This is a genomic window from Paenibacillus sp. 10L310 (genome assembly GCF_056395745.1).
Genome location: NZ_JBFTKC010000012.1, coordinates 157,932 through 171,851 on the forward strand (window position 1 = coordinate 157,932; position 13,920 = coordinate 171,851).

Consider the following 13,920-nt stretch of genomic DNA (forward strand, 5'->3'; position numbering starts at 1 on the left):
CTTGTCTCTAAAATCGAAAAAGCCTGTTATGCCTCGGAGGACTGCGCATATACATACGCATCCCTTGCTCCGAGATTGCAAAACAGGCTTCATTGCCGTTTCAACCAGCTACGCCGTTGTAACTGTGATCGATTCAAATATGGAGTTGTTATGGCTTAACTATAAAAGATCGATCTATTCATGTCAATATAGTTAACATAAAAAAGTATTTGAAATTTAAAGTTAATTATGTTTACATGAGTTTATTGGAATATCGAATGGACGACGAAGTTTTACGAGTATATCTTCTTAGTTTGAAGGATTTTAGATAACGTTAGCACGCTGGATACGATAAATACTGTAGAAAAGGTGCCATGTATAGTGTTTCACCCTTTTTTATTGCAACATGATGAGGCATGAAAAGATCATTCTAATGTTAAAAATAAGACGCATAATCGTCACTACTTAATTTTTGTTAGGTAATGTAACATGTTTATTGATTTCATGTATTAACGTCTTAAATGATGTGGACTCTGATTATACGCAAATAGGGAGGGATTGATCCATCATGCGATCTTTATTGGTCATCCATGTTCAACCAACGATAGCAGCCTCATCCGATGCAATCCCTCTGACACCGGAGAGGCTGCTGGGAGCAAACGGGTACCATGTACAGGTGGCGGGCAGTGAAGCGGAAGCGGTGAAGCTAGCTCGTGCGGCCGAAGCGTCCATTTTGCATCTGTCGCTGGCTGATGTGGAGTACTGGGTGAACTGCCTGGGAAAGGGGAAGTCGGATTCACCGCTGCTTTGGTGGTGCGCGCCAGATACAGCCTCTTCCTCCGCAGAATCCTGCGAGGTCGAAACTTCATTTGATGGAATACTTACACCATCCATGACTGGGCCCGAGATTCACTGGACTCTTCACTTTGCAGCCCGGCGCTACATGGAACGCAAACAGTGGGAGCAGGAACGGAAGCAGTTGCAATCCAGGCTGGAGGATCGGAAGTGGATTGATATGGCGAAGGCTATTCTTAGTGATCTGAAGCAGATTTCAGAGGCCGAAGCCTATGACCTGTTACGCAAGAAAGCGATGGATGAACGAAAACGAATGGTCGATGTAGCCACAGCGATTGTGAAGGCCCATCAACTGCTCCAGTCTTAATTGGAAGGAGGATTCTCCATGGATATGTCTCAGATACTCCGAGAGGTCGGACGTGGGAAACGAGGCTCACGTGATCTGAATTATGCAGAAGCACTGACCGTAGCAGAGAAAATCCTGAAACAGGAGGTTTCCCCTGCCCAGACGGCTGCGTTTCTAATGGCTGAACGTATGAAAATGGAAAACGTCGAGGAACTGGAAGCTTTTGTTCATGCTTGTCGTAACGGTGCGGAACGTTTCTCCATATTTCAGGATGGATTGGACTGTGCGGGCCCTTATGATGGACGGACAAAGTCGTTCATGGCCACGTTTCCGGTTGCATTTGTACTCGCGGCGGCCGGGTTGCCGGTGACTTTGCATGGGAGTGACCCTTTACCACCCAAATGGGGAGTTACGCTGTCGGTTCTGTTAAAGGAAGCAGGAATTGATACACGTAAAATGGATCGGGAAGATGCACGGAGCGCTGCATTGCGTTCGGGTGTCATGTACGTATCCTCCGAGGATTGGTGCGAACCTCTTCGTAAGCTTCGTCCGTTACGGGAAGAGTTGGGTTTTCGAACGGTGTTTAACACAGCGGAGAAACTGATTGATTATAACCATTCACCGTATTTGGTGTTTGGTGTGTTTCATAATACCTTTCTGGATCGGATTGCGAAGTTGCTCACCCGGTTTAACTACCGTCGTGCTTATGTTGTACAGGGGATGGAAGGTTCTGAGGATCTGTATATTGATCGGCCAACCCGCGTATACGCCGTGGAAGACGGTGATATGAAGCTGGAACTGGTTGATCCTGCAGCCTATGAACTGGATATGCCCGTGCCGGAGCTGGTCTGGACGGCTGCGAAGCAGCTTGAAGTGGCGGAAAGCGTGTTAAGCGGTGATGGTCATATTGCTTTTGTGAATCAGGTCTTGTTAAATGGAGGTTTCCGCTTATACGCGGCGGGGCGTGTCAATTCCATCGAAGAGGGCATATACACTTGTCAGGGCTTGCTGGAGAGCGGTGCAGCGTATCGCATCTATCAGCAGTGGTGTGTCTCCATGGGTGGTGAACTGCCGGATAGCAGAGCGGTGTCCATCTATCCGGCATCTTCCAGATAATGTAATGCTAGTGTTCAATCTTGTTATTGTTTAGCGTGTTTTTATTCCCAAGGATAAGTAACGGTCAGGAAGTCAGCGAATTTCTTGCTCTCTTCCCGCCGTTGTTTCCTCATGGCCGCCCGATCCGGAGCGGTCTCGTATAGTTTCTTCTCTTCTTCCGTCTCCGGGATAATGCGGGGTACGATCAGTTTGCGATTATTTTCGTCCAGGGCCACAAATGTCAGAAATGCAGTCGCTGCAATTTTCTTTTCTCCGGTCTTCAGATCCTCTCGAATCACTTTCACAAAAATCTCCATGGAACTTCGTCCTGTCCAGGACGCGAACGATTCAAGTGTAACCGAATCCGTTGGATTAATCGGGTACAGGAAATCGACAGAGTCGGTTGAAGCCGTTACAGTATTGACCCGGCATAGCTTGGAAGCGGCGATGGATGCAATATCATCGATGTAGGACATCAGCTTGCCACCGAACAGGGTATTATGATTGTTGACATCGGTTGGGAACACCCGTGCCGTCTTGAAACAACGTGTTTCGCGTACATATTTTTTCTCCACCTGATCCATCTCCGTTGGTTTCGGTATCTCTCTCATGTTTTTTCCTCCTGACAGTATGGCTGCTGTGACATTTCATTTCAGGTGTTGCAGGGTCTGTTTATAATCTGTTATCCCTAGTATAGGTGTCAGTCAGATACATATTCAAATGAAGTTGGACTGCAAAAAAAACCGCCAGGCGCGGACCGGCGCGCTGGCGGTTTACTGCTGTATATTAAGCCTTGGGTTTGAAAATGCCGGACGGTTTGCCGATCGGCAAGAACGCATAACCGAAGTGAGCGTTCAGTACCGAAGCACCTGTACCATACAGGGACACAATTCCGATCGCCAGTTCAGCGTATGCTGCAATGGTGTGGAAAATGTGAGGAGCTACGCCGAAAGCGTCAAAGGTCAAGCCAAGGAACAGGAAGTCAATCAGAATGAAGATGATAAGCAATACTTTATTCGCTTCAATAGCACCAATCGTCATGAACAGGGTGAATACGAGGTATCCGGCAAAAGCAAATCCGAGCTGCTTACCATCGGCCTGTTCAGCGAGAGTGGAGCCAAATACGCCCATTTTGATCATCCAGTTGGCAGCCATGGCAAACCAGAAGAATGCGTACGCGCCAAAAGCTGTTGTGCCAAAGGTATTGTTGCGTTTGGAATCTTGAATACATGCGAATAACTGGGCAAAGGCACCCAGGAAGATCGCCCAAGGAATAGCGTAGCTAAGTCCTTCTGTAATGCCAAGCTTTTGGGAAGAAGCGACCAGGGTTACGATAGCCAACCCAAATAATCCCATTGCGCTGGGATCGGCGTTAACAATTTTGACTTTAGTCTGTGAATCGGTCTGCATGGTGATGATAAGCCTCCAATAATATCAAATCAGGATCAATGGCCGTCGTTGGCCGTCCTCTACATTACATCATTTGTATCCGCCGGGTCCGGACACACACATCGCCCTATTGTACCTGAATGACCCCATTATGGAAAGGGATTTTATTACCTTTTGAACCAATAGACTTTTTGTTTTTTCAATATACACATTTACGACACAATCCGTTCTGGCCGTGAATGATGAGGCCAGACGTTAGAATCCAACCCTCGGTGTTACCACTAAAATTGCGTCATATCAGCCATTTTCGGATAAGCTCTAGTGTGATAAAATAATCTTTATCAAAATTTGGAGAAGAATACAAAACATCCTTGTCTCCTATGCCATATGTTAATCCAACTATAGATTGACAGGAAAAACTAAAATGGTTCACAGAATAAGGAGGTATCAGGGGTCATGGTTATGAGTTTGGATTTGAAAAATAAAATAGAGAAGGCCAGACATAACCTTCATATGCTGGTAGAGCATAACAAGGGTGGTCTTGGGCATCCCGATGTGATTCGGCAGTCTATGGCATTGGACGAATTGATTAATGAGTATAACCGAATTAGCCGAAACCATTCACGGGCTTGAACCCAAAGCGATTTTAATTTTATACACGGAACAAATCACATAGATTGTAACGCTTGATCGTACAGACGGGCATGAATATAGCCGGTGTGGACAGCCTCAGTTGAAAAGGCTGTATCCTACCGGTGTAATATTCATGCCCGTTTGTTTTTGCATCGTATCCATTATGCATCTGTTTAATGCAGTAATCGTTTGGCTTCCAAGTATAGAACCTGTACGAATTTTTTCGTATTAATGCGTGTCTGGGACAAGGAAGGCTCCACATTGTTTTGTAGCTCCAGCATTTTCTTACGAATTTCGGTAAAATCGAAAAATTTGGATGCATAGTTCTCGAACTTAGGATGTGTATAATCGGTTAATCCCAGAGAAACCACATGGCTCAGAGTCTGGAAGATGGCCCTGCGAACACGTTGTTCCGATGCCTTGATCTCCTTGTTCACCTCTGCGAGAGAGGCATCTTCTCCCAGTTTACGAATCGCTACATTCTGGAAGATGTCTTTGAGGGATGGGAACGTATAGGGGGACAGCTTATGTTCATCTGTCTCTACCTGCTCCAGATATTCCAGCATGTCCAGCAGATCCCTGCTGCCCGCTTCGCCGATCATGCCCATCTCGGACAGCAGGAAATGTCCTGCAGTCGTGATTGTTTTGTCCGGAACCGGAGCCGCAGCACGTTCGGTAGAATTCAAACCGGACAATCCCTGCAATGTCCGCTGGATATCTGCGATGGACTGCTGCATCCGAAGCCTTTCGCTCACCAGCCGCAGAACAGATAGAATCTCCAACCGGTTAATCGGCTTCGTAATATAATATTCAATCCCTAGTGAATAGGCTTCTCCGATCATATTTTTCGACTCGATCTGGGAGATCATGACGATCTTGCCCTCAAACCTTCCTTCAAGCGCTCGCACAGTCTGAATCCCGTCTCGTTGGGGCATCAGCAGATCAATCAGCAGTACGTCCACCTTATGCAGTTCCAACAGTTCCGCGTGAATATGTGCTCCGTCCTCAGCTTCCCCGGCAATATCGCCCAGGCCTTCATCCTCAATAATATCCATCAACATGGAACGAACGCCAGGATCATCATCCACGATAAAATAACGCATGTCAGTCATTCCCTTTCTCTGCGAATGGTGTGATTGATAAATCTATGGTAAAGGCGGTTAACGCCGCGATGAACTCTCGTTCCAGTGTAATCGTTCCTTTCCTTCTTGCATAGAACCTGACATGTCAGGTTAAATGACAATGATTGGGCGATCAAAGCCCGTTTTTAAAATAAATGTAGGAATTGCATGTAGGTATTTGTCGATTTCCGTAGATGTTCTTGTAGTATAAGTAACATCCCGAAGTCCGGGGCTAGTGTTGTGCAGAATGGTACAAACTTTTCCCGTAACCATCTCTGTGCTTGAAATACACCATAAAAAGGGGCATACCGATGGAGCAAACAATACAAGATATTGTCGTCATTTTCAATGATTTTCTATGGTCCAAAGTGTTAATTATATTATTGGTAGTATGTGGTATATACTTCACCACCAAGACCCGATTCATGCAATTCCGTATGATTGGAGATATGGTAAAGGTGCTTCGAGAGCCAAAAAGCAAGGAACCAGGCAAAATTTCACCTTTTCAGGCGTTCTGTATTAGTATGGCGGCCCGTGTAGGTACAGGGAATATTACCGGTATTGCACTGGCGATCGCACTGGGGGGACCTGGGGCTATATTCTGGATGTGGATCATTGCAATTATCGGGTCAGCCTCCAGTTTTGTGGAGAGTACGCTGGCTCAGATCTATAAAGTGAAGGATAAGGGCGGATTCCGCGGCGGTCCGGCGTATTATATGGAACGTGGGTTGGGCAAACGCTGGATGGGGATTTTATTTGCCATTCTCATTACGCTTTCATTTGGTTTGGTCTTTAATGCGGTGCAGTCTAACACGATTACCGTTGCATTTCAGAACTCATTTGGCACGGATCGGTTAACGGTGGGTATCATTATGGCTGTGATATTTGCAGGAATTATCATGGGCGGTGTCAAACGAATTGCAAAAGCATCGGAATACATCGTTGTTGTACTGGCTGTATTGTACATTGGGGTAGCGGCTTTTGTGGCGCTGGCGAATATTACCCAGCTTCCGGCCATGATTGCGTTGATCGTCAAAAATGCCTTCGGCATCGAACAGGTGGCTGGCGGAACGTTGGGCGCTGCACTGATGAACGGTGTGAAACGCGGATTGTTCTCCAATGAGGCGGGCATGGGTAGCGCCCCGAATGCTGCTGCAACGGCGGATACAACACATCCGGTGAAACAGGGACTTATTCAGGCGTTTGGCGTGCTGACAGATACGTTAGTGATATGTACAAGCACAGCCATGATTATTTTGCTATCCGGGGTATACAAAGGTTCCAATCTCGGAGGCATTGAATTAACTCAGGCTGCATTAAGTGTACATATTGGTTCATGGGCATCGGGATTCCTGGCGGTTATGGTGTTCCTGTTTGCCTTCAGTACACTAATCGGAAATTATTACTATGGAGAAACCAACATTGAGTTTATCAAATCCAACAAAGTTTGGCTGTGGGTATACCGCATTTGCGTTATCGCAATGGTGGTGTTTGGTGCGGTAGCCAAAGTACAGCTGGTATGGGATTTGGCTGACCTGTTCATGGGGCTCATGGTGGTGGTCAACCTGATTGCAATTCTGATGCTGTCCAAGGTGACTTTCGAAGCGTTGAAGGACTACAAAAAACAGAAGGCTGAAGGTCGTGATCCCGTCTTTACCCGGGACCGGATTCATATTCCGGGTAAAGTGGAATGCTGGCAGTCGGAAGAAGAAGTTATCGGAGATAAATCAATACATGTAGCCAATTAAGATTTTATCTGAACGTAGTTGGTTATATAAAATGGGCACAACAAACAACAGGACTTGGATTATCCATCATGGGCAACCCGAGTCCTGTTTGTTGCATATAAAATGTATCTTTGCACTAGCCAAAGTTCATCAAAGATATATTTTGATTAATTTTTAACGGAATAGCTGATCAGTTGTTCGGACAGAGCTTTCATTCGCTCCCCTGTTTCATTAAGCTGCTCAATCACATCCGTAAAGGAGGATACAAGCGTTGCTTGTTCCTGTGAAGAGGCTGCAATCTGGGAGACTTCAACTTCCATCTGTTTGATGACCTGTTGTACATCTCTCAGACTAGTATCGATGTCACTTGTAGCTTGTTTGGCATCCACAGAGAGTTTGCGTACTTCGGAAGCAACCACACCGAAGCCGGCACCAGCTTCACCAACGCGAGCGGCTTCAATAGCGGCATTCAGGCCAAGCAAGTTGGTTTGCTCAGAGATTTCACGAATGAACCCGGCTACTTTGTTGATTTGGGAAGAGTTCTGAACAGCAAGTCTGGTGTTCTGCAAGATCTGCTCACTGGTTGCTTGCAGTTCTTCGGCATGAGCGGCGACATGTTGCACCATATCAACGAGGTTACCATTGATGGTTTGATTTTCTTGTATAATGTCTTCAAGTTGGTTCTGGTTAGATTGGTCGTAAGATACACAGAAAACAGCAACAACTCTCTGGTGATCATCAAAGATCGGAATGTTCAAAACATCCAGTTCAATACCATAAACTTCCTTGGAGAGAGTAGCAAGGGTTGCTTCTCTTCCGTTTTTTAAGATGGCAAAGTTTTGATACGATTCCAAGAGTGACATTCCTTTTTCAAAACCAAGATCAAATTTATCTGTCATAATGACATCTAATACTTTTTCGTGATCGTAAAGAGTTAAACTAGCTGGTTCTCTGAGGATCAGGCTGATATAAGGCATTACTTTAAGCAGGGCATCTACAACGTTCATGGAAGAGGACCATCCTTTCAATATTTGAATGTATTATTTTTAACGATCTATGGAATGCTCTATCTTTCATCGGACGGAAATGACTTTTCGTGAACGGCATTTTGCATGAAAGAATGAACATTTTATGATTAAATTTTAAAATATTTCCCATCTAAAATGATTTATTGGATATAAGTGTTAGTTGTAACTATTTTTATATCAAGATATTTGTACGAATGTATATCAATTATGGGACATATGTCCTTTTACATACGTTATATACGACAACGGAGGGGAAGTCGGAATGAAAGAAATTATGGACTTTGGGCTTGTGCGGCAACTTGCCCGTGAGCATGGGTTGGATCAGGTGCTGGACGAGCCTGCGCTCGCTGAGTTGCGACTACTTGAGGCTGCGAAGGGCGAGATGATATGTGCCAAAGGTGAACGACCCGAGCGGTTATATTTTCTCGTGCAGGGCAAGCTCAAGATCTATACCACCCTGCCTAACGGCAAGTCTCTGTTACTTCGTTTCAGTACACCCCTTGCGCTTGTGGGAGATTTGGAACTGGTAAATGGCAAGGAGGCTATGAATACGGTAGAGTCTGTGAGCAAAAGCCTGCTGCTGGGTATCAGCTATCGCGCTCTCCAGAATACGTATGCAGAGAACCCTAAGTTTCTCCACTTTATGCTGAGTCAAGTTACGCACAAATTGTATACCTTTTCCAACCTGTCGAGTCTGAATATGTTATATCCAGTCGAGAGCCGATTTGCCAGCTATCTGTTGTCCACAATGGGCCAGGACGAGCCTTCTTCGGAAGAGATCCAGACCTCCAAGCTCACCGAACTGGCCGATATGCTGGGCACCAGCTATAGACATCTTAATAGAGTTGTTCAAGATCTGTGTAATCGAGATATTATTCGCAAAGTGCAGCGAAAGCTAGTGATCTGTGATCTGGAACAGTTGCGTGTCATCGCAGGAGGCAATATATATGAGTGATAGTATTTTAAAAGTAAGACCAAGCCTGTATATCTAAGCGACATGACGCGACACAATAAAATACAATACGGCACAACAAAGAGCACCCTCACGAATAAACCAAGGGGTGCTCTTTTTGCTCTGCACTTCAAGTGAATTAGATATCTCCGCGTTCTTCGAACAATTGAGCGATCTCTACAATAACATGGGTGGCCTTCACCATATTGTCTACCGATACATATTCGAATTTGCCGTGGTAGTTCTCACCACCAGTGAAGATATTTGGTGTTGGCATGCCCATATAGGATAGCTGGGAACCATCTGTTCCTCCCCGGATGGGGCGAATAACAGGTTCGATGTCCAGTCGGGTCATGGCTTCATGGGCAATGTCGACGATCTGGCGTACGGGTTCAATTTTCTCACGCATGTTATAGTACTGGTCATTCAATTCAACCGTGATGCTTTTCTCTCCGTACTTGGTCTTCAGTTCGTTCGCGATATTCAATAGATTTGTTTTGCGCTCTTCAAACTTCTCCCGGTCGAAATCACGGATGATGTAACTCATTTTCGTCAGCTCAACGTCACCCTCCAGAGACAACAGATGATAGAAACCATCATAACCGTCTGTGAATTCAGGAGCTTCCTCCACAGGCAGGCGTCGATTCAATTCCATCGCAATTTTCAGAGAGTTCACCATCTTATCCTTCGCTGTTCCGGGATGCACATTGGTGCCTCGTACGGTAATTTTGGCGGCAGCTGCGTTAAAGCTCTCGTATTCCAGCTCACCAAGTGGTCCACCGTCGACTGTGTAAGCATATTTGGCTCCAAAAGCAGCTACGTCAAACTTGTGTGGTCCACGGCCAATCTCTTCATCCGGGGTAAAAGCAACCCGAATCTTACCGTGTTTCACTTCCGGGTGCTCAATCAGATAGGCCATCGCGGTCATAATCTCGGCTATGCCTGCTTTATTGTCTGCACCAAGCAATGTTGTACCATCGGTTGTGATCAGGGTGTGGCCTTTATACTCGTGCAGTTCCGGGAAATCCTTGTTGGACAGTACGACATCCAGCTCCGAGTTCAGCACAATGTCAGCACCATCATAGTTATCGATAACCTGTGGTTTGACATTTTTGCCAGTAAAGTCGGTCGCTGTATCGAGGTGAGCCAGGAAACCAATTACAGGAACATCCTTGTCGGTATTGGATGGCAGTGTAGCCATGACATAACCGTTCTCATCCATCGTCACATCTTGCAGACCAATGGAGGTACATTCCTCGACGAGCAGTTTGCCCAAGGCTAGTTGGCCGGGTGTGGAAGGGCATGTCTCGCTATTTTCATCGGATTGGGTATCCATCTGAACATAAGTACTCAGTCTTTGAATTAATATATCTTTCATCTATTATCGCTCCCTAGCTTGAGTAGTATATAAGTTGAGCTACTTGTTTTACACTGATCCACTACGAGGCCAGAATAACCTTCTGATCGCTGTTATCCCCAGATTTTTTTGATCCACTTTTACAAAGGTGAAAATCTGAGGATAGCGTATGCTTTCGATACAGCTTTCTTTCAGAAAACTTTTAGGCGAAGTGTATGCTTTCGAAGTAGCTTTCTTGGAGAAAGCTTTTAGCTTCGCTTCTACAGGTTATTTCTGCCCTCTCCGTTATCGTGTAACCGTTAGTCACAACTTATGTAAATTGGGTATAGTAATTATTGTGGTTCTCTACGGTTATCATATCATGTTTTGCAGTCATTTCCAGAATGGGGCAAAACCGAAATAGGAGGATGACTAGGTATCAAAAAGGGTACTAGGTCACAAAAATGTACGTACTTGTATTTCTATAACTGAGGTTCATAATAAATGATGAAGAAAGGATGTGTTCAAGACATGCCATTTATCACGGTTAAGGTACTGGAAGGCAAGTCGGTCGAGCAGAAACGTCAGTTGATTGAACGTATGACTCAGGTGGCCTGTGAGACACTGGATGTTGATCCGAGCAAAGTCTTTATCTTCATTGAGGATTTGGAGAAGGACAATTACGGCAAGAACGGAAAACTGTTTTCGGACTTAGACAAATAAGTAAGGGTTCATATATATCTTCATATATATCATGATCATGGAACAGGAGATGTAACATTAATGACTGAACAATTATTTTCGCCCTATCAATTCAAGAGCCTGCAATTAAATAACCGTGTCGTCATGGCACCAATGTGCCAATATTCTGTCACTGCGAAGGATGGCATTCCGAACGATTGGCATCAGGTTCACTATGTGAGCCGTGCGGTTGGAGGAACAGGACTGATTGTAATCGAGATGACCGATGTAGATCCGGATGGACGTATTACCGACAATGACTTGGGGATATGGTCAGATGAGCATGTGCCGGCCTTCACCAAACTTGTAGATGGAATTCATGCCTACGGCTCCAAAGTAGCTATTCAGATCGCACATGCGGGACGAAAAGCAGAGGATGCACCGCAGCCGGTTGCCCCATCGGTAGTTACATTCCCGGGAGAAAAGTACAAGGAACCACGCGCGTTAAGTACGGAAGAAGTAGAAGCTATGGTGCAAAAGTTCGCAGACGGTGTTCGCCGCGCAGTGCAGGCTGGAGTAGATACCATTGAGCTGCACGGTGCACATGGATACCTGATCCACCAGTTCCATTCCCCGCTGATGAACCATCGTGAGGATGTATATGGGCAGGATCTGTCCCGTTTTGGCGTTGAGGTCATTCGTGCAGTGAAAAAAGAAATGCCAGCAGATATGCCGCTGATTTTGCGGATTTCGGCTGTAGAATACGCGGATGGTGGATACGATATCGACCACACCATCAATATCGCTCGTGCCTACCAAGATGCAGGCGTGGACATGTTCCATATCAGTTCAGGTGGCGAAGGTCCTTCCGGACAGCGGAAACCGGGGAACTATCCGGGGTATCAGGTACCGTTTGCCCGTCGTTTCCGTGAAGAACTGAACGTTCCTGTAATCGCAGTGGGTATGCTGGAGGATGCAGCATTGGCTCAGGCGGTGATTGGCAACGGCGATGCGGATCTGGTCGCGGTTGGTAGAGGCATGCTGCGTGACCCGTACTGGGCGAACCATGCGGCTCTGGAACTGGGTGTCAGCAAGGATCAAGCTGCCATTGCAGAGCAATATTCTCGTGGATACTAACTTGCAATAACATTTACACCTACCACTCCGATGACAGAATAACCTTCCAATCGCTGTTATCCCCAGATTTTTTTGATTCACTATTTCAAAGGTGAAAATCTGAGGATAAAGGCGAACGCTCCGCTTCTTCAGGCTATTTCTGCCCTCTGCGTTCTCATGTAAATGTTATTGCAAATTTTATATAGTAAAATAGGCCACAGCAGGGGATAACCTTTGCTGTGGCCTAATTTTTTTATAGTGAGAAGCATCAGCATATCCATCCAATTACGGATGGTTACGCTCTTCGAGTTGCTTCATATACGAATTTTTGATTGGACTGCGTGGGTGGTTGATCCGGGTTAAAGTCGGCGTACACTTTAATGTCAGAGAAACCAATGTGTTCGAGAATTAGGCGTAACTCTTCTATGCCGTACCAACGTAGAGTGAGTTGTTGCAGCTCCGTAGCAACAAGAGCACCCTGATGCCATTGTTCGTAGCGAATCAGACTTACTTTATATTGGTGTAGAAGGTTCACTTCAATGGTTTTCACTTCTACCGTGATCGTATCACCATCGGGTAATGAAACGGTTGATGTTTCTACAGAAGAGGGTTGTGTCACATCGGGCAGAAACAGATCAAACACGAGCCTGCCGCCGGGTTCTAAATGCTGAAATAGATTACGTAATGCGTTAATCGACGCCTGTCTGTCTTGAATGAGGAGCAGAGAACCTCCGGGAATGATAATTGCCTCGTATCGATATGGAAGGTCAAGCTTCTCCAGATCGGCAACGAACAGCTCAGGCATGGGTAATGCCCGCTCCATACAACGAGAACGGCAAGAGTCAATCATATCCATTGAATAATCAATTCCATCCACCTTCAAGCCTGCTTCAAGCAAAGGAATGAGCACTCGGCCTGATCCTGACATGGCTTCAAGGATACGTCCATTGCAGCGCTGAAGATAATGGCGATAGAATTCAATGTCTCCTCCCAAGGAGTGTCCCACAGGTTTCGTGAGATCATAAACGGCGGTGCATAATGGACCGTAATAACTGAATGACATAGTATAGGTATCCCCCACATGTAAATGTATTAAAATAAAAACGTGGAAGGGGAATGAGCAGGATTATCCCTTCCGGCAACGGTTGGAATTGGATTTTTCAGAGCAGACTATCATAGGAATCACGCACCTTTTATGTAATATGTTCCAATTATAGGGTGGGGATAAAGCGGAGGTCAACTTCTATTCGGGTAGTTATACGAAATGAAATGTATAAGGAGGTGATTCGAATGGATTCATCATCAAGTTCATCAAGTGCAATGCCAGATATCCGGCAGGAACTGGTGCTCCATGCACCTGTAGAGAAGGTGTGGGAAATGGTCTCGACCGAGCAGGGACTGAAAACCTGGTTCATGCCAGGCAATCTGGAACCCGTGGAAGGTCACGAGTTTATAATGGAAGCAGGCCCCTTCGGCCAATCACCCTGTCAGGTGACGGAAGTTCTTCCGCTGCACAAGCTGTCATTCCGCTGGGGGAAGGACTGGACGTTGACGTTCCAACTGAATGAACAGCCCGAAGGTACGGATTTTATACTGATTCACAGCGGTTGGGATGCGGATAAACTGACCGAGTTTGGACAGGCCCACGCTATCGTACGCGAACGTATGGAACAGGGATGGGCCGGAATCGTTCAGAAGCTTGCCCAAGTTGTTAAATAAATC

The 13,920-nt window shown here is 45.9% G+C and carries 14 protein-coding genes; 8 read left to right on the top strand and 6 right to left on the bottom strand.

What is annotated here, in order from left to right:
• The first annotated feature begins 547 nt into the window (after positions 1-547).
• Together AC1DE7_RS22570 and AC1DE7_RS22575 are read left to right on the top strand one after the other, a co-directional pair.
• On the top strand, positions 548-1,141 hold the full coding sequence (locus tag AC1DE7_RS22570) for an ANTAR domain-containing response regulator (protein WP_339284741.1): 594 nt from the start codon (positions 548-550) through the stop codon (positions 1,139-1,141).
• Between the two features lie 18 nt (positions 1,142-1,159).
• Positions 1,160-2,236: an anthranilate phosphoribosyltransferase gene (locus AC1DE7_RS22575; RefSeq protein WP_339284740.1), complete on the top strand. Its 1,077-nt coding sequence runs from the start codon at positions 1,160-1,162 to the stop codon at positions 2,234-2,236.
• Positions 2,237-2,277: 41 nt separating this feature from the next.
• Here the strand turns inward: AC1DE7_RS22575 and AC1DE7_RS22580 are convergent, their stop codons facing one another.
• Positions 2,278-2,790, bottom strand: a complete 513-nt coding sequence (locus AC1DE7_RS22580; RefSeq protein ID WP_026081401.1) for an acyl-CoA thioesterase — start codon at positions 2,788-2,790, stop codon at positions 2,278-2,280.
• A 211-nt stretch (positions 2,791-3,001) separates the two neighbouring features.
• On the bottom strand, positions 3,002-3,625 hold the full coding sequence (locus AC1DE7_RS22585) for an acetate uptake transporter (protein WP_036671640.1): 624 nt from the start codon (positions 3,623-3,625) through the stop codon (positions 3,002-3,004).
• A gap of 435 nt (positions 3,626-4,060) precedes the next feature.
• Between AC1DE7_RS22585 and AC1DE7_RS22590 the strand changes: the two genes are divergently transcribed.
• Positions 4,061-4,237 carry an aspartyl-phosphate phosphatase Spo0E family protein gene (locus tag AC1DE7_RS22590; protein ID WP_017691636.1) on the top strand — a complete coding sequence of 59 codons (177 nt, stop codon included), beginning with the start codon at positions 4,061-4,063 and terminating at the stop codon, positions 4,235-4,237.
• 173 nt (positions 4,238-4,410) lie between these two features.
• Here the strand turns inward: AC1DE7_RS22590 and AC1DE7_RS22595 are convergent, their stop codons facing one another.
• Entirely contained in the window at positions 4,411-5,340 is a 930-nt protein-coding gene (locus AC1DE7_RS22595; protein ID WP_100528198.1) for a response regulator, read from the bottom strand.
• A gap of 329 nt (positions 5,341-5,669) precedes the next feature.
• Here AC1DE7_RS22595 and AC1DE7_RS22600 point away from each other — a divergent pair, with 329 nt between their 5' ends.
• A complete protein-coding gene (locus AC1DE7_RS22600) occupies positions 5,670-7,106 on the top strand; it encodes an alanine/glycine:cation symporter family protein (RefSeq protein WP_477535223.1) in 1,437 nt (478 codons plus the stop codon).
• A gap of 146 nt (positions 7,107-7,252) precedes the next feature.
• Here AC1DE7_RS22600 and AC1DE7_RS22605 read toward each other — a convergent pair whose 3' ends face one another.
• Complete coding sequence (locus tag AC1DE7_RS22605) at positions 7,253-8,092, bottom strand: methyl-accepting chemotaxis protein (protein WP_477535224.1); 840 nt, start codon at positions 8,090-8,092, stop codon at positions 7,253-7,255.
• Between the two features lie 283 nt (positions 8,093-8,375).
• On the opposite strand from AC1DE7_RS22605, the gene AC1DE7_RS22610 reads away from it, so the two are divergent.
• On the top strand, positions 8,376-9,068 hold the full coding sequence (locus tag AC1DE7_RS22610) for a Crp/Fnr family transcriptional regulator (RefSeq protein ID WP_477535225.1): 693 nt from the start codon (positions 8,376-8,378) through the stop codon (positions 9,066-9,068).
• 136 nt (positions 9,069-9,204) lie between these two features.
• Here the strand turns inward: AC1DE7_RS22610 and pepT are convergent, their stop codons facing one another.
• On the bottom strand, positions 9,205-10,443 hold the full coding sequence (gene pepT, locus AC1DE7_RS22615) for a peptidase T (RefSeq protein ID WP_477535226.1): 1,239 nt from the start codon (positions 10,441-10,443) through the stop codon (positions 9,205-9,207).
• Positions 10,444-10,932: 489 nt separating this feature from the next.
• On the opposite strand from pepT, the gene AC1DE7_RS22620 reads away from it, so the two are divergent.
• Both AC1DE7_RS22620 and AC1DE7_RS22625 read left to right on the top strand, forming a co-directional pair.
• On the top strand, positions 10,933-11,124 hold the full coding sequence (locus AC1DE7_RS22620) for a tautomerase family protein (protein ID WP_017691642.1): 192 nt from the start codon (positions 10,933-10,935) through the stop codon (positions 11,122-11,124).
• A 60-nt stretch (positions 11,125-11,184) separates the two neighbouring features.
• Positions 11,185-12,219 (top strand): NADH:flavin oxidoreductase/NADH oxidase, encoded by a 1,035-nt coding sequence (locus tag AC1DE7_RS22625; protein ID WP_017691643.1) that lies wholly within the window; start codon positions 11,185-11,187, stop codon positions 12,217-12,219.
• 274 nt (positions 12,220-12,493) lie between these two features.
• Here AC1DE7_RS22625 and AC1DE7_RS22630 read toward each other — a convergent pair whose 3' ends face one another.
• Positions 12,494-13,261, bottom strand: coding sequence for a class I SAM-dependent methyltransferase (locus AC1DE7_RS22630; protein ID WP_036612131.1), 768 nt, complete (start codon positions 13,259-13,261; stop codon positions 12,494-12,496).
• Positions 13,262-13,488: 227 nt separating this feature from the next.
• On the opposite strand from AC1DE7_RS22630, the gene AC1DE7_RS22635 reads away from it, so the two are divergent.
• A complete protein-coding gene (locus AC1DE7_RS22635) occupies positions 13,489-13,917 on the top strand; it encodes an SRPBCC family protein (RefSeq protein WP_477535227.1) in 429 nt (142 codons plus the stop codon).
• The last annotated feature ends 3 nt before the right edge of the window (positions 13,918-13,920 follow it).